The organism is Ramlibacter sp. AN1015, from assembly GCF_037726105.1.
In the GTDB taxonomy this organism is placed as follows: Bacteria; Pseudomonadota; Gammaproteobacteria; order Burkholderiales; family Burkholderiaceae_C; genus Ramlibacter.
Window position 1 is genome coordinate 55215 of the sequence record NZ_JBBJUM010000012.1, and the last position, 23332, is coordinate 78546.

Below are 23332 nucleotides of genomic sequence, written 5' to 3' on the forward strand. Positions count from 1 at the left end.
CTGCGGTGACCCGCAGAAAAGCCCGATGCGTGCACGCACGTGAGGGCGCACGCAAGGCAGAACGTGCAGCACACAGGTTGCCTGCTCCGTGTCGGGAGAGTCCGTGGGCGGGCCTGCGGCGCGCGCCGCGGCACCACCTCAGGCCAGTTCGATGCGCGCCACCAGCCCAGGGCCGTCGGTGCGATTGCGCAGCGCGATGCGCATGCCGCAGCGTTGCGCAGCCGCCTGCGCGATGGCCAGGCCCAGGCCGCTGCCGCCGGGGGTGCTGCCGGGTACGCGGAAGAAGCGGTCGAACACGCGGTCGATGGACTCGGGGGGGATGCCCGGTCCGTTGTCGATCACCTGGACGAAGGGCTTGCCGCCCTGCACCCCCACCTCGACATCGATCACGCCCCCTTCGGGCGTATAGCGAACCGCGTTCTCGAGGAGGTTGTCCAGCACGGTGCGCAGGTCGTTCACCGGGCAGTGCAGCACCGCGCCGATGCGCTCGTCTCCGGTCACCCCGATGTCGATGCCGCGCTGGTCTGCGAGGGCTATCACCACGTTGACGCTCTCGCGTACCTGCGCGTGGAGGTTTACCTGCATGGCTGGCTCGCTCTCGGCGGCCTGCTGCCTCGAGAGCTTCAACAGCTGGTCGACCGTGCGGCTGGCGCGCTGGACGCCCAAGGACAGCTGCGCCAGGCTTTCCGCACAGGCGCCGGGTGGCATGTCGCGGCGCACGTTCTCCAATTGCAGCGCCACCGCCGTGATCGGCGTGCGCAGTTCGTGGGCGGCATCCTGCACCAGCCGGCGCTGCGTGGCGAGCGCGTTGCGCACACGTGTGAGCAGGCTGTTGAACGATGTCACCAGGGGCTGCAACTCCGCGGGCACACGATCCAGCGACAGCTCCTCGATGCTGTTCTCGTCCTGGCGCGCCGCCTGGCTGCCGATCTGCTGGACCGCGCGCGACATGGCGCCCGAGAGGAACCACAGCACCGCCAGCGCCAGCGGCATCAGCACGAGCACCGGGGCGACGGCGGCGCCGGCGCGCTCCACCGCAACATGGGCGCGGAACGAGCCGCTCTGGAATACCTGTACACGCTGGCCGCCAGCCAGCGCTTCGGTCGAATACACCCGCCAGCGCTGGCCGTCGATGCGGATGTCGTCGAAGCCCGCAGTGGCCTGCAGGCCAGCACGGAGCTGCGGCCATGAGCTCGCGCGCAGCTGGCCATCGGGCCCGTACACCTGCACGACGTAATCGCCCCATTCGTGCACCCGCTCCGCGCTGGTCGGCAGGAGCACCGCACCGCCTTGCTGCCTGACGGTCGAAGCGCCGAGCTGCTCCATCTGGTTGTCCAGGAACTGCCGCGTCATGCTGGTGTAGCTCCAGTAGGCCGAGGCGGCGGAGAGGAGGGCGACCACCAGGAAGCCGGGCACCAGCCACAGCAGAAGCGCCTGGCGCAGCGAGCACAGCCGTCCCCGGGGGAAGACATGCAGTCTCCAGCGTTCCCCCGTGCCGACGCCGGCCGGACAGTCGTCGCCGGCGACGTGGGCGCCGTTTGCGCTCATGCAGCCCCCGACAAGCTGCGCGCGTGCGGCGCTGCGATGCGCCAGCCCAGTCCCCGCACATTGCGGATCGTGTCCTGGCCGAGCTTGCGCCGCATGCCGTGGATGAGGACATCGACTGCGTTGCTGCTCACCTCCTCGCCCCAGCCGTAGATGCGGTTCTCCAGTTGCTCGCGCGACAGGATGGCGCCGGGCCGCTCCAGCAGGGCGTGCAGGAGCGAAAACTCGCGAGCGCTCAACTGCGAGCGCTCGCCTGCGACGATCACTTCGCGCGTGGTGAGGTCCAGTTGCAGCGGCTCCGAACCGACCAGTGAATGCGCGCTTCCGTCGCGGCGGCGGATGACGGCACGCATGCGGGCAAGCAGTTCGCGCAGCTCGTACGGTTTGACCAGGTAGTCGTCGGCGCCGACATCGAGTCCCGCGACGCGATCGTCCAGCCCATCCCGGGCGGTGAGCACCAGGACCGGGGTCCGGTCGCCGGCGCTGCGCGCAAGCCGAAGCGTCTCGATTCCGTCCCGCTTGGGCAGGCCCAGGTCCAGCAGCATGCAGGCGTAGTCGCCATCGGCCAGCGCGCTCTGCGCCAGCAATCCGTCCTTGACCCAATCGACCGACCAGCCGCTGGCCGCGAGTGCCTGCTTCAGGCTCTGGCCGATCATTTCATCGTCTTCAACCAACAGGACGCGCATGCGGATCAGGGGGCAGGGTGAGGGACGAGGCCATAGTAGCCGCTACGAGTTAGCCGAGAGTTAGCGGGGCCGGGCCGTCGCGAACTCCCATCGGTCATGGCAGGAAGGCGAGTGGGTGACGACGTTCCGGTGACCACCGTCTTGGCATCGCCGGTTGCCTTGCCCGTCCCAGCGGTCGGGCGACTGCCAGCGGCACAGGTGTGCTGCCGCCAGACCGAACGCGCTCCGATCTGAGCTCGTCAAAAAAAAAACGCCCCGAAGCAGAGCTTGCGAGGCAAAGGAGCAGGAGCTTCTGCAGATCACGCACAACCCCAAGTGCCGTGACGTGACAGAGGTAAGGTCACACTGCTGGCGCCAGGTTCCCCCGCGTTACTTTTTGAGCAGCGCCAGATCACCCATGTCCCATCGCCGGGTCTTGGTCGATGAGGCACGGGGCGGTCTGGCTCCACTGTCGCAACGGGCACCAGAGCTCCGAGCTCGTCGGGGTGTTCAAGAGACAAGCACGAAGGCTGGCGAGCCACATCGCGTAGCCGCACCCGCAGCACTGCGCTTGCCAACCGAGCGAAGCTCGTAAGCGCGGGCGCCGCCGGTCTGCGGTTCTCCGCGCACCTCAGCGCGCGCCGCGCCGGCGCATCATGTCCTCGCCCATCGCGCGGGTGGCCGCATCGTCCAGGCGGGACGCGGCCGCCGGGTAGGCGACAGCCTCTTCGGAATGGATGTGAGCGTCATACAGAGCCGCAAATCTGTCGAGCGCACATGCCTCGTCGTCTGCGGGCGCCTCGCCACCACCTGCGGCCAGGCGTGCGAGCACCGCGCGGGCCGCTTGCCAGTCCGCGTCCATGCGCCGGTGCTCGTCTTGCAGTCGAGCCACCATCGTGTCGATTTCAGGGTTGCCGAGCGCACGCAATGCCGGAAAGACGTGCAGCTCCTCGTCGAGGTGGTGGTGGGGGGCCGCGAGGTCGAAGTACCGCATCACATCCCGGGCGGCCTCCCGGACGTCCCCGTCCACACCATGCGCCGCGGCATGCGCCCGCAGCCGCTCCAGCAGCGAAAGCATGCGCTGCATGCGCTCGTGGCACGCGTGCAGCATCTCGAACGGCTGCTCGAAGGTGGGCGCCGGGCTCCCGCCGGGCGGGCTGATGGAGACGAGCCGAGTCATGGTGCTGAGATTCGTACGCGCAAGGCGGGGTTCCGCACGCGCCTGCCGCCCCCGTTCATGAGTGATGGACCCGCGTAGTCACCGCGGGCCGCGCCGCCGGGATGCCCACGCGCCGTGCTGCTCCTGCGTCGTGAAGAACGGAGTTCCGGGTGGCGTCGATTGTCGCTCGACCCGCGCGCTGCCCGCCGGCTCGCCATCGACCGCACGCGCGTACCTCCTTGGCGGACCTTGTTCCTGTGCTGAGGGACAATGGCTCTTTCCCTTGCGACAGCCCCGGCCAGCACCAGGGTCGCACGTCTCGTGGCGTGCATCCGGGACAGACTCATGCCCAAGCGATCCAAACCGTACCTGATCCGTGCCGACTATCGACCGGGCCTGGATATCGACTTCGACGCCTATCCCTTCAGCATCCCGGCCGTGCGCGAACTCGGCAGCATCGACTTCCATCCCAACGTGACCTTTTTCGTGGGAGAGAACGGCGCGGGCAAGTCCACGGTGCTGGAAGCCTTGGCGCTCGCACTGGGCTTCGGCAGCGAAGGTGGCACCAGAAACGTTCAGCTCAAGTCGGTGGAGTCGGTCTCGCCCTTGCACGACGCAATGCGGCTGGCACGCGGTGTCCCAAAGCCGAAAGATGGGTATTTCCTCAGGGCCGAAAGCTTTTTCAACCTGGCCACCTACATGGACCAGACCGGATACCTCGACGGGTACGGTGGTCGCTCCCTCCATCGGCAGTCCCACGGGGAAGCCTTCATGTCGGTGCTGATGCACAAGATGCGCGGCGACGGCATCTACCTGCTGGACGAGCCTGAGGCGGCCCTGTCGCCCAATCGCCAGCTCGCTGCCCTTCGCGCCATTCACCAGCTGGTAGAAGACGCGTCGCAGTTCGTGATCGCAACCCATTCGCCGATCCTGCTGTCCTATCCGCACGCGAAAATCATCCAGTTCGACGGCGCAGGGTTGACCGAGGTCGCCTTCGAGGACACCGAGCACTACGTGGTGACGAAAGACTTCCTGAACCACCATGCGCGGCGCCTCGATCAGCTGCTGGCAAGCGACGACGCGGGTCACGAGGACGAGTTCGCCGGCTGATGCACGAAGAGGGAGCGGCTCGGGCATCGAGCCGAGGCTATACCCTGCTGCGCACGACGTGCGCCCGGAACATGGGATCGCTTGCCGCGGCGCGCTGCTATCGCTGCGGCAGGTCGATGCTACCCATCCAGTGCGCCATCCGGTCGGCGAGCTCCTGCATCACTTCCGACTGGGTACGACCCGAGCGCGCGGGCACATGGAATGCGTGATCGGCGCCGGTGACGACGTGCAAGGTCGCAGCGTCCCCGAGAGATGCGGTCGTGGCCTGCAACAGCGCGATGTCGGCCAGCGCGTCGCGATCGCCCTGGAGGAAAAGCATCGGCGTGCGCACGTCTCGAAGGTGGACCGCGCGCTCGGTGCCGGGCTTGCCCGCGGGGTGCAGGGGGAAGCCGACGAACACCAGGCCGGCGACGCCCGGCATCGGTCGTTCGGCTTGCGCTTGCGAGGCCATCCGGCCCCCGAAGGACTTGCCGCCCGCGAACAGCGGCAGTGCGGGGAAGTGACGCGCCGCCTCCGCCACCGCCTCGCGAACCGCCTCCTGCGCCACGTCGGCGCGGTCGGGGCGCTTGCCGCCGCTTTCCATGAAAGGAAACTGGAATCGCAATGTGGCGATGCCTCGACCCGACAGCGCCTCAGCCAGAGATGCCATGAAAGGGTGATGCATGCCGGCCCCGGCGCCATGGGCCAACACGAGGCAGCCACGCGGTTTCGGCGGTCGCAACACCAGGGCGGACACCGTCTGGCCGGAGCGCAGGCGAAGTGACAGCGGTTCGGCGTGGGCGGGCATGCGTTCGAGTGTGGCACGCCGGCAAGTCGCCAGGGCTCAGCGCGCGCGTTGAGCTCGGCTCCGGTGAGGCCCCCTGAGCCCTCGCAAGGAAAAGGGGCTGCCCATGGCAGCCCCTTCCCGCTCGCGAATGCGTGCGACGCGTCAGGCCGCGGCGTCCTTGAGCTTCTTCAGCGGCCGAACCTTCAGCTTGACGGAGGCAGGCTTCGCCTTGAAGACGGTCGGCTCCTTCGTGAACGGGTTGATGCCCTTGCGCGCCTTGGTCGCGGGCACGGCGACCGCCGTCACCTTCAGCAAGCCCGGAAGCACGAAGCTGCCCGCGCCCTTCTTGTTGATGGAGGCGACCATCGTGTCCTCGAGGGCAGCCAGCACGGCCTTGACCGTCTTCGGCTCGACGTCCGCGGTCTCCGCGAGGTGCTTGAGCAGGCCGCTCTTGTTGAACGACTCCTTGATCGGCTTCATGCCGCCCGCCGGCTTGGCACCAGCAGCCTTGCCGGCGGCCTTCGCTGGGGTCTTTGCCGACTTCGCCGATTTCTTCGCCGCAGCGGGTGCGGTCTTCATTGCTTTTTTTGCAGTAGCCATATTCGCTTCAGTCTTGGTAGCCCTCGAAATGCGAGGTGCGGCGATTCTAGGTCTGGCTCGGCACAACGCACAGGATTCATTGCCAGCCCGACCGGCGCAGTACGATCCGCCGGTCTGTTCATCGCGCCGGCCGTCGGGCCAGCGACCTGGGCAAGGAGGGGCTTCCGCATGGGGCAAGTAAAGGATCGACTGCGCGCACTCGGGCTCGTGCTGCCGCCGCCGCTGGTGCTGCCAGCGGGCATCACGCTGCCGTTTCGGATGGTGCGTGTGGTGGGCGGGCGCGCCTGTATCTCCGGCCATGGCCCCCAGGGGCCGGACGGCTCGATCTGCGGTCCGCTCGGCAAGGTGGGCGCCGAAGTGAGTGAGGAGGCGGCGCACGAAGCGGCGCGGCTCACTGCGCTTTCGGTGCTCGCCAGTCTCGAGCGCGAGCTGGGGGATCTCGATCGCATCGCCGGGTGGCTGCGCGTGTTCGGGATGGTGCAGTCCGCCCCCGGATTCCAGCGGCAGCCGGCGGTGATCAACGGCTTTTCCGACCTGATCCTGAGCGTCTTTGGCGACGAGGTAGGCGCGCATGCGCGGTCGGCGGTGGGGATGTTCGAGCTGCCGTTCAACATTCCGGTCGAAATCGAGGCCGAGGTGCTGCTCAGGTAGCAGGACCATCGCGTTCGATCGGCGTTCGCCATCGTTGCTCGGGGCGTCGGTGGCGCGAGCAAAGGACGGGCGCCAGGCGCACGACACACTGCCCGGATCGAGCGCGGCACGCGCGCCCTGCAGCTGTCCGCAGCGGTCTCCAGTGCATCCTCGACGATCTCATCTGCCCGCGTCTTTCGAGATCGTCGCCCGCTCCAGCAGATGAACCATCTGCGCCGCAGCCCGGATGGTGAGGTGGTGGGGGGTCGAGCCCGGCCGGGGTGAGATGTTGCTGGCAATGGCGCGTGCGAATTCCGACGTCTGTTCCGATGCCCCGGCCAGAAGAGCGATCACCAGGTTTTCAAGGGCGATCACGCGCAGCTGGAGCTGTACGAGCTCAGCGTTGGTCAGGTCCACCTGCAACCCGGCTTCGTCGGGTGAGGCCGAGGTGCTCATTCCGTTTCCTTGCTGGTTGGCGCCACCACCTTCGTCTTCCCATCGGTTGATTGCCTTTTTCAGCAGCGAGGCGTCTGATCGACTGCTCTGATGCCGCAGTCCCGCATCCGCAGCCGCGGCTCCCGGGTCTTCTTCGCCGGCGACCGACTGGCGAACCTCGTCGCTCGTGCCATGTAGTGGTGGCGTGCCTGTTGAGGTCATGTACGTGATTCCTCGTGCCTCGAGCTTGTCTGCGACGTTCGCCAACGGCTGCGGCGAACGCAAGTCTCACCAGGACATGTTAGTCGCGATGGCGTCCACCGGTTCATGGACACGAACGATTCGCGAGATGATCGCGTTCGGCGTCGATGCGCGTCTATCGGGCAGCCGGCCGTGCTTCGCTCTCCGGCCAGGAGCTTCTTGTCGTCAGCGCGGTCCACGGACGCGGGCGGATGCCGGCCTACGAGCGACGGGAGAGGTCTGCGGCACTCTCCTGCAACACGCCCGCGTGCCGCCGTCTCCTCGTCGGCGCACCTCATGAATACACGCACTTTCCACATTTACCGATGGGATCCCGACCGCGACGAGAGGCCCTACATGCAGGCCGTCGAGATGCCTTTGGACGGCAGCGAGCGCATGCTGCTGGACGCGCTGATGAAGGTCAAGGCCCTCGACCCGACCCTGTCCTTTCGCCGCTCCTGCCGAGAGGGCGTGTGCGGCTCGGACGGCATGAACATCAACGGCAAGAACGGTCTCGCATGCGTGACCAATCTGCGGTCGCTTCGTGATCCGATCGTGCTCAAGCCTCTGCCCGGGCTGCCGGTGGTGCGAGACCTCATCACGGACCTGACGCAGTTCTGGAAGCAATACCACTCCGTGCGTCCCTGGGTGCACGACGAGCGCATTCCGCCCGAGCGTGAGCGCCTGCAGTCGCCCGAGGAGCGCGACGCGCTGAATGGCCTCTACGAATGCATCCTTTGCGCCTGCTGCTCGTCCAGTTGTCCCAGCTACTGGTGGAACCCGGACAAGTTCGTCGGCCCGGCCGGGCTGCTGCAGGCCTTCCGCTTCCTCTCGGACAGCCGGGACCAGGCCACTGCCGAGCGCCTCGACAACCTGGAAGACCCGTACCGGTTGTTTCGCTGCCGCACGATCATGAACTGCACCGACGTCTGCCCGAAGGGACTGAACCCGGCCCAGGCGATCGGGCAGATCCGGGAAATGCTGGTGCGCAGGTCGATCTGACCGGCCGGCATGGGTTCGCAGGAGCCGGCCCAGGGGAGGGGCTGGCTGGCTGCGGCCGCGGCCTCGACATGCGCCCGCTTGACCGCCGTCAAGCCGAACGACGGCAATGGGCGAATACTTCGCTGACATGCAAGCCGATCGCGACCGCTCCTCCACCCGCGCCTGGCACGCGCAGTCCGCAGACGAGGTGCTGCAAGTCCTCGCCACGCAGCGCGAGGGCCTCGGCGCTCAGGAGACGTCCGCGCGGCTCGCGCGCCATGGCCCGAACACGCTGCCGGCCGCCTCGGCGCGGCACCCGCTGCTGCGCTTCCTGCTCCAGTTCCACAGCACGCTCATCTACGTTCTGCTGGCGGCCGCGGTGCTCGCGGGGTCGCTGGGGCATGTGCTCGATGCCGCGGTGATCGTGGCCGTGGTGCTCGTGAACGCGCTGGTCGGGTTCCTGCAGGAGGGCAAGGCCGAGAAGGCGCTTGCGGCGATCCGCAGCCTGGTGTCGCCGCGCGCGCACGTGCTGCGCGATGGGCATCGGCTGAGCATTCCCGTGTCCGACCTGGTGCCGGGAGACGTGGTGCTGCTGGAGGCCGGCGACCGCGTTCCCGCCGACCTGCGGCTGCTTCGCGCCCGCGGCCTGCTGATCGACGAGGCGCTGCTGACCGGTGAATCCCTCGCGGCGCAGAAGCGCGACGAGAGCGCGCCGGCGGACGCCTCGCTCGGCGACCGCCACTGCATGGCCTATTCGGGAACGCTCGTGTCTTCCGGCCAGGCGACGGGCGTGGTGGTCGCCACCGGAGCCGCAACCGAGCTGGGGCGCATCGGCGCCATGGTGGCCGCCGTCGAGCGTGAGGCGACGCCGCTGCTGCGGCAGGTCGATCGATTCGGGCGGCTGTTCGCCCTGTCCGTCCTCGCCGGCGGCGGCGTGCTGTTCTTCTACGCGGTCCAGGTCCAGGGCTGGGACACCGTCGAAGCGCTGCTGGCGGTGGTCGCCATCGCGGTGGGCGTCATTCCCGAGGGACTGCCCGCGGTGATCACCATCACGCTGGCCATCGGGGTGCAGCGCATGGCTGCGCACAACGCCGTCATCCGGCGCCTGCCGGCCGTGGAGACCCTGGGTGCGACCTCGGTCATCTGCAGCGACAAGACCGGAACGCTCACCCGCAACGAAATGACCGCACGGCGGGTGATAGGCCACCGGCACCTGCTGATGGTCGATGGCGAGGGATACGCCCCGCATGGCAGCCTGAAGGCGCGCGAGGGCGACGATGCGAGCGCCCTGGGCGAGGCCGTCGAGCTGCTGCGCTGCGCGGTGCTGTGCAACGACGCCGAGCTGCGGCTGCACGGCGACACCTGGACGGCCGTCGGAGACCCCATGGAGGGCGCCCTGGTCGCTTTGGGCAGAAAGGCCGGCCTCGATGCGGCACACGAGCGCGCGTCGTCGCCGCGCCTGGACGAAATTCCGTTCGATGCGTCGCACCGCTTCATGGCCACGCTGCACCGCGGTCCCGAGGGCGAGACGGTGGCGTTCGTGAAGGGAGCGCCGGAGCGGCTGTTCGAGATGGCGAGCGCAATGCCGCCGGCGCAGCGCGAGCGCTGGCAGGCGGAGATCGCCCACGCCGCCTCGCAGGGCGAGCGACTGCTCGGCTTCGGGTCGAAGCGAATGCCGGCAGGCACCACGCGCCTGCGCTTCGAGGACCTGGAGCGCGAAGTCGAGTGCCTCGGGCTGGTCGGTTTCATCGACCCGCCCCGGCCCGAGGCTCGCAACGCCATCGCGCAATGCCACGCCGCCGGCATCCAGGCCAAGATGATCACCGGCGACCACGCCGTGACGGCGCTGGCAATCGCGCGCGAGCTGCGCCTCGCGCCCGACCCGGTGGCCATCACCGGCGCGGAGCTCGACGAGGTGCCCGACGCCGAGCTGCCCGCTCTCGTCTCGCGCACGCACGTGTTTGCCCGCACCAGCCCCCAGCACAAGCTGCGCATCGTGCGCGCCCTGCAGGGCGAGGGCCATGTGGTGGCGATGACGGGCGACGGCGTGAACGACGCGCCGTCGCTGAAGCAGGCGGACGTCGGCGTCGCCATGGGCATCAAGGGCACCGAAGCCGCGAAGGAGGCCGCCGAGATGGTGCTGCTGGACGACAACTTCGCCTCGATCGTGCAGGCCGTGCACGAGGGGCGAACCGTCTTCGACAACGTGCGCAAGGTCTTCGCCTGGACCTTGCCGACCAACGGCGGCCAGGTGCTGGGCGTGGTGATCTGCGTGCTGTTCGGGCTGACCCTGCCGATGACGGCAGCCCAGATCCTGTGGGTCAACCTGGTGTCGTCGGCCACGCTGGGGCTGGCGCTGGCGTTCGAGCCCGCGGAGCCGGGCGTGATGGAGCGCGCGCCACGCCTGGCCAGCGCGCCGCTGGTGTCGGGCTTCATGCTCTGGCGCATCGTGCTGGTGTCCGTGCTGTTCGCGGCCGTGAGCCTGGCGTTGCTGGCGGGCATGCAGGCGCGTGGCGAGTCCCTCGAGACCACCCGCACGCTGGTGGTGAATGCGCTCTTCGCCATGCAGGTCGGCTACCTGTTCAACGTGCGCTACCTGGGCGTGCGGTCCCTCACCTGGCGCGGAGCGCAGGGTACCCGTGCGGTGCTGTGGGCCGTCGCTGCCGTGGCGCTGGCACAAGGCGCCTTCACCTACCTGCCGGTCATGAACGAGTTGTTCGCAACGGCTGCGCTCTCGCCCGCCCACCTGGCCGTGGCGTTCGCCGCCGGCGCGGGCGTGATGCTGCTGCTGGAGGCAGAGAAGGCGCTGCGGGCGCGGGCCGGTGCGCGCGGCAGGAAATCGGGACATTCCGGCACGCGTGCCGACTCGGCGGTGCCCATACGGCCGCAGCGGTGACCGCACGCAGGGACAGCAGCCGGTCACGCGCCGTCTCGTCGTGGCGGGGTACGCCGAGCCACTCAAGTCGCCCTGCGGCGGCGCGGATGCCGCGCGGCGCGCCCGTCCAGGGGCAGGAACGAGCATGTGCTGCGCCGACCGTGCCTTTGCGCTGGCGCAAGCGTGCGCCGCGTCCGCGCGCCTAAGCTGCTACGTGCAGCGGCCCGTCGGCCGCGGGAGAGACTCGTGAGCATCCGCAACTTCGATGCCCTGTTCGCACCGCGCTCGGTCGCAGTGATCGGCGTGGCCGATCGGCCGGGGAACCTGGGCGCCATGGTCCTGCGCAACGTGCGTGGCGGCGGGTTTGCCGGCACGGTGTGGGCGGTGAGCAGGCGTGCGGGACAGGTCGAGGGTGTGGAGCTCTGGCCGGGGGTGGCCTCGCTGCCCGAAGCGCCCGACCTGGCCGTCATCTGCACGCCCGCGCCCACGGTCCCCTCGCTGATCGACGAGCTCGGTCGCAAGGGCACGCGGGCCGCCATCGTGATCTCTGCGGGCATGAAGGAGTTGGACCCGGACGGCGTGCGCACGCTGGAGCAGGCGATGCTGGATGCGGCGCGTCCGTGGCTGCTGCGCATCCTGGGCCCGAACTGCATCGGTGCGCTGGTCCCCGGCATCGGCCTGAACGCCAGCTTCGCCCCCGGACACGCCACGCCCGGTCCGCTCGCCTTCGTCACGCAGTCGGGTGCGCTGGCCACCGCCATGCTGGACTGGGCGGGCACGCGGGGCATCGGCTTTTCCCATTTCATCTCGCTGGGCGACAGCGCCGACGTCGATTTCGGCGACGTGCTGGACTGGCTGGGCAGCGACGGCGGAACGCGCGCGATCCTGATGTACATGGAATCGGTCACGCACGCCCGCAAGTTCATGTCGGCGGCACGCGCCGCCGCGCGCAACAAGCCGGTGATTCTGGTGAAGGCGGGGCGCGCGGCGGAGGGCGCGCAGGCGGCGGCTTCCCACACGGGAGCGCTGGCCGGCTCGGACGCGGTGTTCGACGCGGCGGTGCGCCGGGCGGGCATGCTGCGCGTGCCCACGCTCGATGCGCTGTTCGACGCCGCCGAGACGCTGGCGCGGCCGCGCACCTGGTGCGGGGATCGGCTGGCCATCGTGACCAACGGCGGCGGCGCCGGCGTGCTGGCAGCGGACGCCCTGGCCCTCGGCGGCGGACGTTTTGCCGAGCTCGAGCCGGCCACCCTGGCCGCCCTCGACGCCGTGCTGCCGGCGAACTGGTCGCGGCGCAACCCCGTCGATCTCATAGGGGATGCGCCGGTCGCGCGCTATCGCGAAGCCTGGCGCATCCTGGCGGCCGCCCCCGAAGTCGATGGCATGGTGTTCATGCATGCGCCGACTGCCGTGGTCCCCGCATTCGACATCGCCGCCGCCTGCCTGCCGCTGGCTCGCGAGACGGCCAAGCCGGTCCTGAGCTGCTGGCTGGGCGGCCGCTCGGTCGAGGCCGCACGCCAGGCCTTCACGGCAGCCGGCCTGTCCTGCTACGACACGCCCGAGCACGCGGTCGATGCGTGGCTGCAGCTGGCGCAATACCACCGCCACCAGGAGGCGCTGCTGCAGCTGCCCGAGTCGCAGCCGGCACAGATCCGCTGCGATCGCGTGGCTGCCGAGGCGCTGCTGGCCGGTGCGCGTGCCCAAGGGCGCGAATGGCTGGACGGCGCCGAAGCGTTGGAGCTGCTGGCCGCCTACGGCATTCCCGTGCTTGCGACCCGCCGCGTGCGTGACGCGGACGAGGCCGCCACAGCCGCCGCCGCGATGGGGTTTCCGGTGGCGCTGAAGATCGTGTCGCCGCAGATCCAGCACAAGACGGAATGGGGCGGCGTTGCACTGAACCTCGCGTCGGCAGGCGAGTTGCGGGGCGCCGCGGCGGCCATGCGCGAGACGGTCGCCGCGCGCAAACCCGGCGCGCACGTCACGGGCTTCACGGTGCAGAAGATGGCGCCGCGCCAGCGCGACGCGCACGAGCTGATCGTGGGGATCGCGAGTGACCCGGTGTTCGGTCCGGCGGTCCTGTTCGGCGCCGGCGGCACTGCCGTGGAAATACACAAGGACCGCGCGCTCGACCTGCCGCCGCTGAACGCCGAGCTTGCACGCGCGCTGGTCGCGCGTACCCGCGTGGGGCCGCTGCTCGCCGGGCATCGCGGGCTGCCCGGCGTCGATGAGGCCGCCGTGGTGGACGTCGTCCTGCGGGTGTCGCAGATCGCCTGCGACCTGCCGGCGGTGGCCGAGCTGGACATCAACCCGCTGCTGGCCCATGCCTCGGGTGTGCTGGCGATCGACGCGCGCGTGCGCATCGCCACGCCGGCCGCGGGACAGGCCAGCCGGCTCGCGCTGCGTCCGTATCCGGCGGAGCTGGAGGACGCACTCACGCTGGGGGGCGCAGTGCTGCAGCTGCGCCCCATCCGCCCGGAAGACGGCCGACGGCTGGTCGAGTTCTACGGCACGGCTACCGAGGCCGACCTGCGCCTGCGCTTCTTCTGCGCCCGCCGCGAAGTGCCGCGCTCGGAGCTCGCGCGGTTCTGCCAGATCGACTACGAACGCGAGATGGCGTTCGTTGCCCTGGAAGAAGGGCGCATCGTCGGTGAGGTGCGGGCCATGTGCGACCCCGACAACGTCGAGGCCGAGTTCGCCGTGCAGGTTGCGCCGGCATGGCAGGGCCGTGGCCTCGGGCGGCTGCTCCTTTCCAGGCTCATCGACTATCTGCGCGGCCGGGGTACCCGCCGCCTCATCGGAAGCTGCCTGCCCGAAAACGAGCGCATGGCCCGCCTCGCCCGCGGCATGGGCCTGCAGGTGCACGCGGGGCAGGACGTGCTCTCGATGCGGCTGGATCTTTCATAGGGGCCGCCGCCCAGGAATGCGCGCACCGTGCTTCAGGCGCGGCCGCACGGCGCGGTGCGTTGCGGGGCCGGTGCGCCAGATCGTCAGCGGGCCAGGGGTCGGCGCGCAGCCACGTCAACGGCCAGGCCTTGACCTGGCGCAACACGCATGGTCCTCGATCGCAGTGCAATGGTTCATCACCAACGAAGGACAAACCATGCTCTTGCAGAACAAGGTGGCACTCGTGACGGGCGCCGGATCGGGGATCGGCCGCGCGATCGCCCAGGTGCTTGCCCGTGAAGGCGCCAGGGTGCTGGTCAGCGACCTGGACGTGAAGGGCGGCGAGCAAACCGCTCGGGATGTGTGCGCCGCGGGAGGGGAGGCGGTGTTCGTCCGGGCCGACGTGTCGAATGCGACCGATGCGCAGCGCATGGTCGATGCAGCGGTCGATTACTGGGGCCGGCTGGACGTCGCCTGCAACAACGCCGGCATCGGCGGCGTGCTCGCGCCGATCGGCGAGTACACGCAGGAGGACTGGGCGCAGGTGATCGCTGTGAACCTGACCGGCGTCTTCCTCTGCATGCAGCGGCAGATCGCGCAGATGTTGCGGTCCGGCGGCGGAGCGATCGTCAACGTCTCGTCCATCCTCGGCCAGGTCGGGTTCGCCAACGCGTGCGCCTATACGGCGGCCAAGCACGGAGTGGTCGGGCTGACCAAGGTGGCGGCGCTCGAGTATTCGGCGCAGGGCGTGCGCGCCAACGTGGTGGGCCCGGCCTTCATCCACACGCCGATGATCGCCCGGCTCGAGGACGACCCCGCCACCAGCGAGGCACTGCAGGCCATGCATCCGATCGGACGTCTCGGAACGCCCGAGGAGGTGGCCGAACTCGTCGCCTGGCTAAGCTCGCCGCGGGCGTCCTTCGTCACCGGAAGCTACTACGCGGTGGACGGCGGCTTCCTCGCCCGCTAGGCAACAGGGTGGGCCCGGCGCACAAGGCGCAGCCCGAGTGCGACGCAATGCGGCCGCTGTGCGGGCGCGCCGGCCGTGCAATCCGCCGTGTCCACCGCGCAGCGTCAAGGCGGTGTCGTTGTCCGGGGAACCGGCGCCGGCTCCGTGTCCAGGGGCGGATTCCTCGGATCGAGGGCCGGTGCGGGTGCCCCGGTATTGACCAGCGGGGCCGCTGCGCCCGGGGCGAGATCGACGGTACTGCTCCACCAGATCCATCCTCCGTACAGGGCGGCAAGCACGAGCACGCCCAGAACGGCCAGCAGTACGGGTGAACGCTTGCGCGTTGCAGGTCCGGTGCGCTTCTCGCGGCCTGCGGTTTCGGACTCGAGTTCATTCATGGCGGCTTCCTTGCACACAGTGCAATGGCAATGGCACCGCGCCTTTGCCCCGTGCGTGCCCAAGGTGGGAGCACGCGGCGGCGCCCCGGTTCCATCGATCGACACATCCGGGGTATGGCGAAGCTGAACGCCCGAGAACGATGGCGGGCGAACGAGGCGCTGTCCGACCCGCCTGGCGTGAACCCCACGGCGCGAGCATGCACGAACACACATGCAGCTCGCAGCCACACGGCCCAGCCGGGCCAGCTGCTGCGCCTCCCATCCGCGTGAACGGTTCACCGGGAGAAAGCCATGAAGCGCAAGCACATCGCGCTGTCCTGTCTGTTCGGTGCCAGCACTGCCCGCGCGCTTGCGCTAAACGCCATACCGCCCTTCTAGGCGACCGCATTGACCGGTGAAACCGCTACTGAGCAAAAGCTGCTCGGACAGCCCACGGTCCTGATCGTTACGCCTAGCCGCGACGCTGCCGAGGAGACCAGGCGTTGGGCGCAGGCCTTGCGGAAGAACCTGCAGGAGAGCCAGGTCCCGCGTGCGCGACGTGCTCGCCCTCGACCTGCCGTTCTTCATCTCCGAGCAGGACGCGCTCTCGATGGCCAGGAAGAAGATCCCCGACCGCTACCACGACCAGACCTGGCTCATGAACGAAGGCCCGCTGAAGGAGGCGCTGAACGTGCCTGCTTCAAGCGGAAACTCGGCTTCGGCTGCGGTGTCGAACGCGGTCGATGACGCGCTGTTCTCGCAGATGCGCGCCCACTGGTCGGACGACCAGACCGTGGAGATCACGTCATGGGCCCACCTGCTGCGTGTCCTGCGCGTCAGCGAGCAGCCCGCATCCGCGAAGCTTTTCCACAGTGGTGGCGACGCCTGCCGCGGAGTCCACTCCCAGGCGCTCGAACACGCGTGCGCGATGCACCTCCACCATGCGCTCGGACACAGCCAGGGTGCCGGCGATCACCTTGTTCGCGTCGCCTGCCGCGACCAGCCGCGCGACGCGGCGCTGCTGCGGGGTGAGTCCGTCCCACAAGGACGCCAGGAACTCGCAGCGACGCGCCTGCGCCTGCCATGCCTGCTCGACGGCGAAGGCGTGGTCGAGGTGGGCCACCAGCGCGTCGTCGGCATAGGGCTTCTCCACGAAGTTCAGTGCGCCCCGGCTCATCGCCGCCACCGCCAGCGGCACGTCGCCATGGCCGCTCAGGAAAATGACCGGGTTGCGCGCCTTCAAGCCTCTGGCGATGAGCTGCTCGTGCAGCTCGGGCCCCGACATAGGTTCCATGCGCACATCGAGCAGGAACACGCCGCGCACCGGGCCCTCCATGGCGTCGAGCGCCTGCAGCAGCGCCGGCCCGCTCGCATGGGCATGGACGTCGAAGCCGTGCTGGCGCAGCAGGAAGGCGAGGGCGCCGCGAACGCCCGGATCGTCGTCGCACAGGAACACGTTCTTCATGGCAGCGTGGCCGCGTCCACGCCCACGTCTTCGGCGGTTGCGGCGGTCGTTAGGTGGGGCGGAAGCAGGGGCAGGGTGAAGCGGAACCAGGCGCCGCCTTCGGTGCGGTCGCCCGCTTCGAGCGAGCCCCCATGGGCCTCGACGATGGTGCGGGCGATTCCCAGCCCGAGTCCGAGCGCGTTGCCGTCGCGCTTGCTGGTGTGAAACGGCGCGCACAGCGTCTCCAGCGAGCTGCCGCCCAGGCCGGGGCCGGTGTCGCTCACCTCGATCGCCACGCCGCCTGCGACACACGCAGCCTGCACGGCGATGCTGCGCGCGCCCGAGCGGCCAGCCAGCGCATCGCCGGCGTTGCGCATCAGATTGGAAAGCACCTGCTCGATGCCCACGCGGTCCAGGGTGACCGGCGGCAACGGCGCGCCTTGCAGCGTGCAGGTGAGACGGATGCCGAGGCGCTCGAATGCGCGCGCGCGCAGCTCGCACACGCCAGTGACCAGCGCGCCGATGTCTTCCGGCAGGCACTGCGCGCCTCCGCGCTGCGCCTGCCTCCGGATCCAGTGGACGATGTCGCCGGCCTTGCGCGCGTGCTGGTGCACCTGCTCGGCTGCGTCCAGCAGTTGCGGATCGCAGGCGGGCTGGCTGCGCATGGCTTTGGCCAGGCCTGCGCCGTAGCCGATCACGGCGCTCAGCGGCTGGTTCAGCTCGTGCGCCAGTTCGGAGGCGACGAGGCCGAGGTCGTGCAGTCGGGCGTGCTGCGCCATGACTTCGGTGTGGCGCCGCTCGCGCTCTTCGAGCTGCTTGCGCACGCTGATGTCCACGATCGAGCCCATCCAGCCGACGTGCCGACCCTGTGGGTCCAGCAGTGGAGACTCGAAGATCATCACGTCGATGCCATGGCCGTCGCGGTGCAGCCAGTGCGTCTCGTAGCCGGTGCGCGGGGCCCCGCCGGCGAGCGTGTCGAGGTTGCGCGCGAGCATGGTGTCCACGGCGTCGGGTGGCCAGAAGGGCAGCGGCGGGGCCAGCCCCACCAGCTCCTTCGCGCTCCAGCCGACCATCTCGCAGAGCGTGCGGTTGACAAAGAGGATGCGTCCCTGCAAGTCGCGCGCGCGCAGACCGACCAGGGCGGAGTCTTCCATGGCCTGGCGCCACGCCGCCTCGCGCCGCGCTGCGGCCATGGCGCCGGCCACCCGCGCCATCTGCCGGCGCAGCAGCAGCGAGCCGGCCGCGCCCAGCAGCAGCAGCCCGGCGAGCAGGGCCACCGTCTGCGGGATGCGCCACCACGCGGGAGGCTCGACGAACGGGCGCAACACCACCCGCAGTTCGGGCGATGCCGCGAGCACGTGCTCGTGCATCTGCCCTTGCGCGGGGCGGCCGAAGCTTGCCGTGGTGGCGATGACCTCGCCCAGATCGGACACGAAGGAAACCTCGTAGCGCTGGTTCAGCCAGACGAGATCGGTGCTGTCCAGGAGGTCGGTGATCTCGTAGCGCGCCAGCAGCTGCCCGCCGCCGTGCACCGGTGCCTGCAGGTGCTGTGCGAGGCCGCGCGTGCGGATCTGCAGCTCTCCGGCGCCGGCCGGCTGGCGTGGCGAGGCGCGTTCCGCGCGCCCGGCCACCTGGTGGTCGGCGTCGAGCCAGACCACGCGGTTCCAGAGGCGATCGAGGCCGGCGCGGATGGCGGGCACCGCCTGCAGTGCGGTGTCGCCGGGCGTGGTGGCATCGGAGAGCTGAGCGCCGATCTCGCGCAGCACGGAACGCTCGGCCTCCAGCCGGGCGAGCAACTGCGCCTCCACGCTGCTCGCATCGGCTTGAAGCAGCCGCCGGAATGCTTCGCGCTCGCTCCCGTCGATGTTGCTGGCCCAGGCCGCCACCAGGCCGGCGAAGACGCATGCCAGAACGCCCGGAAAAAGCCACAGGTTCCGGCGCCAGTTCGCATCGCGCGGCAGGGGCTGGAAAGGCTCGGGAGGCAGGGCCGTCGGCATGCAATCATTCTAGGAACCGAAACGAACCGCCGTCCTCGTGGGTGACCCTGATGTGGAAACCCACACCTGTGGAACGCCACACTGGCGAAGTGCAGGTGGCTGCCTAGACTGCGTCCCATCGAAGCTGCACCCGTGGAGAACACCATGCATCCAAACCCAGAGACGCCCTTTGCCGGCTGTTCACGGCGTGCCGTGTTGCGCACTGCCGGCGCGGCCGCGGCCATCGCCTGCGGCGCGACCCACGCGCAGCGGCCGGTGGTGATCCAGTTCAGCCACGTGGTCGGGGAGGGCACACCCAAGGGGCAGGCGGCCCTGCGCTTCAAGGAACTCGCCGAATCCCGCAGCGGCGGGCGCGTGCGGGTGGAGGTGTATTCCGACAGCTCTCTGTACAAGGACCGCGAGGAACTCGAAGCCCTGCGCTTGGGGGCGGTGCAGATGCTGGCGCCCTCCTTGTCCAAGCTCTCCGCGCTGGGCGTGCCGGATTTCGAGGTGTTCGACCTGCCCTTCCTGTTCCACGACCAGAATGCTTTCCGGGCCGTCACCGGCGGCGAGCTCGGCGCCGGGCTGCTGCGTGCACTCGATCCGCTCGGGCTGCAGGGCCTGGCGTACTGGGACAACGGCTACAAGGTCTTCACGGCCAACCGACCCCTGCGTTTTCCGGCGGACCTGCGGGGATTGAAGGTGCGCGTGCAGGCTTCGCGGACCCTGGTGGAACAGATGCGGATGCTCGGCGCGGAGGTGTCGGTGTCACCGCTCGCCAACGTGCACGACGCGCTGCGCAGCGGTCGGCTTGACGGGCAGGAGAACGTGCCGAGCAACATCGAGAGCCAGCGCCTGCACGAGGCGCAGAAGCATCTGACGCTCACGCGCCACGGCTACCTGGCGTATGCCGTGATCGTGAACCGGTCGTTCTGGAGCCGTCTGCCTTCGCAGTTGCGCGACGTGTTGCAGGCGGCCCTGCGCGAGGCGACGGTCCACGCCAACCGCATCGCCGCGCAGGTGAACGCGTCGGCCCTCGAGCGCATCCAGGCCAGCGGGCAGGTGCAGGTACACACCCCTTCGGCGGCGGAGCTGGCGCAGTGGCAGCGCGCGATGGTGCCGCTGCAGGCGGCTGCGCAGGCCTGGATCAGCCCGGCACTGATCGAGGCGATGCGCCGCGCCGGCGCTCCCCCGTCCTGACGCCGGCGGCTCCGCCGCTTCCTTCTGTTCGTCCGTTGCACGGTGCGCAGGCGCGCCCCGGGGGCAGGCGCACGCCTTCGCATTTCACTCAGTTCACAACCACCAAGGAGAAACCACCATGGATATCACCGCAGCTCCCCGACACGCCGTGCCTTGGCTGCGATGGGCCGCCGTGGCGGCCGGCATCGGCCTGCTCGGCCTGCTGCTGCCGCTGGTCTGGACAGCCGTACTGGCAGGCGCCGGCCTGATCGCGCTGATGCTGCTGTTCGCTGTGGCCGCCGCCTTCGTGCAGGTGCTGCCCTGGCTCGGGCAGCGGGTCGAGAACGCAATGCTCGGGCAGCGCAAGGCGGAGGCGCGGCGCAATCCGATCGAGCAGTTGCAGAACGAGCTGCTCCGGCGGGCCGAGCGTCTCGTGGCGTTCCGCGAGGCTTTGGTCACCGTCGGCGCGCAGGTCGAGTCGATCGAAGAGATGGTGGCGCAGCGGCGCGAGCGCGACCCGCAGCATGTCCTGGAGCGCCACGAGCGCGCCCTGCAACGCCTGCAGCAATTCCACCGGATGAACATCGCCCGCCTGCAGCAGGCACAGGCCGCGTTGGACGAGTTCCGGGAGGTAATCGAGCGCAAGGACAGCGAGTGGCGCATCGCGCTGGCCATCGGCGAAGCGAGCGCCATGCTCGATCCGCGCTCGGCCGATGCGATGCTGCAGGACCTGCTCACGGACACCGCCCTGCGCACCGTCCAGGAACGCTTCAACAGCGTGTTCGCCGAACTCGACCTGCAGATGAACAGCCTGGACGCGCCGACGCGCCGGCTGCTTGAGCCGACCGGCGCCTTTGCCCTGCCGGTGGTCGAAGCGTCGATGCGCGAACGCGCAGGGAGCCAGGAATGAACTTCTGGCAACGCTACCTGCGCGTCGCCCGCGCGCTGCTCGTGTTCATCGCCGTCGTCGCCCTGCTGGCGATGTTCCTCACCGGCCATGTGCCTGCAGGAAGCGGCATCACCACCGGACTGTGATCCTTCCTTTAACCGACCCAAGGAGCTGTCTCATGAAAGCCATTTGCACACGATTTGCCGTCGCGGCCGTGCTGGCAACCACCGCCGCTTCCGCCGCCCAGGCGCAGGCGCCCGTACAGGCCGAATCAGGCATGCCGCAGGCCCACCACGTGCTGCGCATCGCCACCGGCGCGAAAGGCAAGGGCTTCTCGCGCGTTTTCGCGGACATCCAGTACGCCTGTGGCAGCCGGGTCGCCCTGGCCGAGGTGCCGACCGAAGGCGGCTTGCAGAACCTCTCGGTGCTGGTGGCCAACCGGGCCGACCTGGGCTTCGTGCAGCTCGACACGCTGCGCGAGATGAAGGCCTCGGACGATGCCATCGGGAAGCTCAGGACGGTGCTTCCCATGAACTCCAACCTCCTGCACGTCGTCGCGCGGCGGGACGGCTACCCACGCCGGGGAATCGTCCCGCTGGTCTGGCCGCTGGACAACGCCTGGTTCAATCGCCACGTGCACCAGGTCTCCGACCTGCGGGGCCTCGCGGTCGCGGTGGTGGGCTCGGCACGCAAGCTGGGACGCACCGTGAGCGAGGCACATGGCCTGGACATCCGCTTCGTCGATGTCGAGACCGACGACGCCGGCATTGCCATGGTCCAGCGCGGAGAGGTTGCGGCCCTGTTCACCACCAGCGGCTGGCCTAACGGCCCCGTGCAGGCGCTGCGCCGCGCGGACGGCGTGAAGCTGGTCCCTTTCGATTTGCCGGTGCAGCGGCCCTACCAGAAGGTGCGCAAGAACTACGACAACGTGGATGCATGGAACATGGAATTCCTGGCTGCCGAAAACGTGCTGGTGACGCGCCCGTTCTCTGGCGACGGAGCGAAGGGCAGAGCCGTGCAGGCGCTCCAGGCCTGCATCCTGCACAACCTCACACAGCTGCAGGAGGGTGCCTTCGAGCCCGCATGGCGCGACGTGCGGTCCCCCGACGAGGCAGGAGGGGACTGGCCGGTCTTCCAGGCCCAGGCGGCGGGCCAAGCTGAGGGCCGGACTGCGCGCGAACGGCGCTGACGGAGGCGGTGGAGGGCTCTTGCATCAGGCGATCGCGTGTGCCGTCCGCGCGCGGGGCCGGCGGCTTACGCGACCAACATCAGCCGGCCCCGCCGACGCGACGCAGCCAGCCGAAGGTGGCGATTCCCAGCCAGGTCAGCGCCAGGCTGCCTGCCACGTGCAGGGCCGTGGCGGTGAGGGCGGCGCCGGGGCGGCCTTCCTGCAGCTGCTGCACCACTTCGGCAGAAAAGGTGGAGAAGGTGGTGAGCCCTCCGAGAAAGCCTGTGACCACGAGCAGCCGCAACTGGGGCGAAAGGTCGGGACGCTGGGCGAACCAGGCCAGCGCCAGTCCGATCAGGTACGCACCGAGCAGGTTCGCTGCCAGCGTGCCGACGGACACCAGTGCGCTGGAAGGGTTCAGCCAGATGTTGAGGCGCCAGCGCAAGAGCGCGCCGATGGCGGCGCCGGAAGCAACGGCAAGTGCGGATCCCATGGGCGAGCTGCGATCGTTGTGGAGTGGCTGCCGGAGAGCGTGCGCCGGGCGGGTTGAACGGGATGGGGGGCGGCGGCTGCGGCGGCGAACCGCCGAGGCTGCGCCGGGCGAACTGCCGAGTATCGCAGCCGTGGAAGTCGTCCGACAGGGGTTTGGCCGGCTGCGCGACGGCGTGCGCGCGCGGGCTTGCGCTAGCGTCTGAGCATTCTTTTCGGAAGGTCCCCAATGCACATCGAAAAACCCGCCGTACTCAAGCGCTTCGACGACCCCACCCCGCTGTTTCCAGGCGAAAACTGGGTGACGCTCGCGGCCGGCCTGGCTGCATGGTTCGCCACGCGCAAGCACCCCTCGCTCGGAGTGCGCACGCTCGGCATGTTCGTCGGTGCCACGCTGGTGGCGCGGGCCGCGCACGGACACCGTGCCTTGTCCGAGGTGATGCGTTTCACCCCGGTGGGAGGCGGCATCAAGCGCGACGAGGACGACGCGATCTGAGCCGCAACCCGTTTACGGCTGGCTGCCGCCGCGCGGGTGCTCGCCGGCGTGCGGGTGTTCCCGTCCGCGCGGGTGATCGACGTGCAGCAGGCCGCGCTTGCGCGGGTTCGCCGCGCCCGGTCCGCCGGCGCCGCGCTGGCCGCAGGCCAGTACATGGCGGCCGCGCGCGGCGGGCGTGAAGCGGACGGTGCGCGGATGCTGCCGGTCGAGGCGGACACGCCCGCCCGGACCGGCGTCGAACTCTTCGTCCGGCTGCGCGGAGCGCACCTCCAACTCCACCGGAATGCCCGGTTGCACCACGATTTCGCGCGGGTCCAGATAGTCGCGCCCGCACTCCACGTGCACGCGCTGCACGCCGCGCTGGTCGGGCACGGCGTACCAGGCTTCGGTGCCGATCTCCTGCGCGCGCGTGGCGGTGGTGATGCTGGTGGCGGCGAGCAGGGGAAGCAGCAGGAACAGGCGTCGCATGGGGGTCC

23 protein-coding genes are annotated in these 23332 nt (G+C 69.6%); 11 read left to right on the forward strand and 12 right to left on the reverse strand.

The window, feature by feature from the left end; all coding sequences use genetic code 11:
• Positions 1 to 138 precede the first annotated feature (138 nt).
• The 3 genes from WG922_RS17650 to WG922_RS17660 all read right to left on the reverse strand — a co-directional run bounded on the left by WG922_RS17650 (position 139) and on the right by WG922_RS17660 (position 3390).
• On the reverse strand, positions 139 to 1548 hold the full coding sequence (locus WG922_RS17650; RefSeq protein WP_340284106.1) for an ATP-binding protein: 1410 nt from the start codon (positions 1546 to 1548) through the stop codon (positions 139 to 141).
• Positions 1545 to 2231, reverse strand: coding sequence for a response regulator (locus WG922_RS17655; RefSeq protein ID WP_340284107.1), 687 nt, complete (start codon positions 2229 to 2231; stop codon positions 1545 to 1547). The genes WG922_RS17650 and WG922_RS17655 overlap by 4 nt, the downstream gene beginning before the upstream one ends.
• Before the next feature lie 610 nt (positions 2232 to 2841).
• On the reverse strand, positions 2842 to 3390 hold the full coding sequence (locus WG922_RS17660) for a hemerythrin domain-containing protein (RefSeq protein WP_340284109.1): 549 nt from the start codon (positions 3388 to 3390) through the stop codon (positions 2842 to 2844).
• A 324-nt stretch (positions 3391 to 3714) separates the two neighbouring features.
• Between WG922_RS17660 and WG922_RS17665 the strand changes: the two genes are divergently transcribed.
• Positions 3715 to 4479, forward strand: coding sequence for an AAA family ATPase (locus WG922_RS17665; RefSeq protein ID WP_340284110.1), 765 nt, complete (start codon positions 3715 to 3717; stop codon positions 4477 to 4479).
• Between the two features lie 97 nt (positions 4480 to 4576).
• Here WG922_RS17665 and WG922_RS17670 read toward each other — a convergent pair whose 3' ends face one another.
• The gene (locus tag WG922_RS17670; protein WP_340284111.1) at positions 4577 to 5266 is read right to left on the reverse strand and encodes an alpha/beta hydrolase family protein; all 690 of its coding nucleotides are present in this window, start codon (positions 5264 to 5266) and stop codon (positions 4577 to 4579) included.
• A 141-nt stretch (positions 5267 to 5407) separates the two neighbouring features.
• Positions 5408 to 5845: an HU family DNA-binding protein gene (locus WG922_RS17675; RefSeq protein WP_340284112.1), complete on the reverse strand. Its 438-nt coding sequence runs from the start codon at positions 5843 to 5845 to the stop codon at positions 5408 to 5410.
• A gap of 168 nt (positions 5846 to 6013) precedes the next feature.
• Between WG922_RS17675 and WG922_RS17680 the strand changes: the two genes are divergently transcribed.
• Complete coding sequence (locus WG922_RS17680) at positions 6014 to 6496, forward strand: RidA family protein (RefSeq protein ID WP_340284113.1); 483 nt, start codon at positions 6014 to 6016, stop codon at positions 6494 to 6496.
• 159 nt (positions 6497 to 6655) lie between these two features.
• On the opposite strand, the gene WG922_RS17685 is transcribed toward WG922_RS17680, so the two are convergent.
• Positions 6656 to 7132 (reverse strand): hypothetical protein, encoded by a 477-nt coding sequence (locus WG922_RS17685; protein WP_340284114.1) that lies wholly within the window; start codon positions 7130 to 7132, stop codon positions 6656 to 6658.
• Between the two features lie 315 nt (positions 7133 to 7447).
• On the opposite strand from WG922_RS17685, the gene WG922_RS17690 reads away from it, so the two are divergent.
• The 4 genes from WG922_RS17690 (at position 7448) to WG922_RS17705 (ending at position 14859) form a co-directional block, all read left to right on the forward strand.
• On the forward strand, positions 7448 to 8152 hold the full coding sequence (locus WG922_RS17690; protein WP_340284115.1) for a succinate dehydrogenase iron-sulfur subunit: 705 nt from the start codon (positions 7448 to 7450) through the stop codon (positions 8150 to 8152).
• A gap of 127 nt (positions 8153 to 8279) precedes the next feature.
• Positions 8280 to 11027 carry a cation-translocating P-type ATPase gene (locus WG922_RS17695; RefSeq protein ID WP_340284117.1) on the forward strand — a complete coding sequence of 916 codons (2748 nt, stop codon included), beginning with the start codon at positions 8280 to 8282 and terminating at the stop codon, positions 11025 to 11027.
• 225 nt (positions 11028 to 11252) lie between these two features.
• Positions 11253 to 13910 carry a bifunctional acetate--CoA ligase family protein/GNAT family N-acetyltransferase gene (locus WG922_RS17700; protein WP_340284118.1) on the forward strand — a complete coding sequence of 886 codons (2658 nt, stop codon included), beginning with the start codon at positions 11253 to 11255 and terminating at the stop codon, positions 13908 to 13910.
• A 196-nt stretch (positions 13911 to 14106) separates the two neighbouring features.
• On the forward strand, positions 14107 to 14859 hold the full coding sequence (locus WG922_RS17705; RefSeq protein WP_340284120.1) for an SDR family NAD(P)-dependent oxidoreductase: 753 nt from the start codon (positions 14107 to 14109) through the stop codon (positions 14857 to 14859).
• 104 nt (positions 14860 to 14963) lie between these two features.
• On the opposite strand, the gene WG922_RS17710 is transcribed toward WG922_RS17705, so the two are convergent.
• The 4 genes from WG922_RS17710 to WG922_RS17725 form a co-directional block, all read right to left on the reverse strand.
• Positions 14964 to 15236: a hypothetical protein gene (locus WG922_RS17710; RefSeq protein ID WP_340284121.1), complete on the reverse strand. Its 273-nt coding sequence runs from the start codon at positions 15234 to 15236 to the stop codon at positions 14964 to 14966.
• Positions 15237 to 15851: 615 nt separating this feature from the next.
• Entirely contained in the window at positions 15852 to 16019 is a 168-nt protein-coding gene (locus WG922_RS17715) for a hypothetical protein (protein WP_340284122.1), read from the reverse strand.
• A 1-nt stretch (position 16020) separates the two neighbouring features.
• The gene (locus WG922_RS17720) at positions 16021 to 16680 is read right to left on the reverse strand and encodes a response regulator transcription factor (RefSeq protein ID WP_340284123.1); all 660 of its coding nucleotides are present in this window, start codon (positions 16678 to 16680) and stop codon (positions 16021 to 16023) included.
• Positions 16677 to 18656 carry a PAS domain S-box protein gene (locus WG922_RS17725; protein WP_340284124.1) on the reverse strand — a complete coding sequence of 660 codons (1980 nt, stop codon included), beginning with the start codon at positions 18654 to 18656 and terminating at the stop codon, positions 16677 to 16679. The genes WG922_RS17720 and WG922_RS17725 overlap by 4 nt, the downstream gene beginning before the upstream one ends.
• 144 nt (positions 18657 to 18800) lie before the next feature.
• Here WG922_RS17725 and WG922_RS17730 point away from each other — a divergent pair, with 144 nt between their 5' ends.
• The 4 genes from WG922_RS17730 to WG922_RS17745 all read left to right on the forward strand — a co-directional run bounded on the left by WG922_RS17730 (position 18801) and on the right by WG922_RS17745 (position 21892).
• Entirely contained in the window at positions 18801 to 19835 is a 1035-nt protein-coding gene (locus tag WG922_RS17730) for a DctP family TRAP transporter solute-binding subunit (RefSeq protein WP_340284126.1), read from the forward strand.
• A gap of 118 nt (positions 19836 to 19953) precedes the next feature.
• A complete protein-coding gene (locus WG922_RS17735) occupies positions 19954 to 20724 on the forward strand; it encodes a hypothetical protein (protein WP_340284127.1) in 771 nt (256 codons plus the stop codon).
• Entirely contained in the window at positions 20721 to 20849 is a 129-nt protein-coding gene (locus tag WG922_RS17740) for a hypothetical protein (protein ID WP_340284129.1), read from the forward strand. Before WG922_RS17735 ends, WG922_RS17740 begins: the two co-directional genes overlap by 4 nt.
• 32 nt (positions 20850 to 20881) lie before the next feature.
• Entirely contained in the window at positions 20882 to 21892 is a 1011-nt protein-coding gene (locus tag WG922_RS17745; RefSeq protein ID WP_340284131.1) for a hypothetical protein, read from the forward strand.
• A gap of 79 nt (positions 21893 to 21971) precedes the next feature.
• Here the strand turns inward: WG922_RS17745 and crcB are convergent, their stop codons facing one another.
• Positions 21972 to 22364: a fluoride efflux transporter CrcB gene (crcB, locus tag WG922_RS17750; protein ID WP_340284132.1), complete on the reverse strand. Its 393-nt coding sequence runs from the start codon at positions 22362 to 22364 to the stop codon at positions 21972 to 21974.
• A 225-nt stretch (positions 22365 to 22589) separates the two neighbouring features.
• Here crcB and WG922_RS17755 point away from each other — a divergent pair, with 225 nt between their 5' ends.
• Positions 22590 to 22856, forward strand: a complete 267-nt coding sequence (locus WG922_RS17755) for a hypothetical protein (protein WP_340284133.1) — start codon at positions 22590 to 22592, stop codon at positions 22854 to 22856.
• Positions 22857 to 22868: 12 nt separating this feature from the next.
• Here the strand turns inward: WG922_RS17755 and WG922_RS17760 are convergent, their stop codons facing one another.
• A complete protein-coding gene (locus WG922_RS17760; RefSeq protein WP_340284134.1) occupies positions 22869 to 23324 on the reverse strand; it encodes a hypothetical protein in 456 nt (151 codons plus the stop codon).
• Positions 23325 to 23332 lie beyond the last annotated feature (8 nt).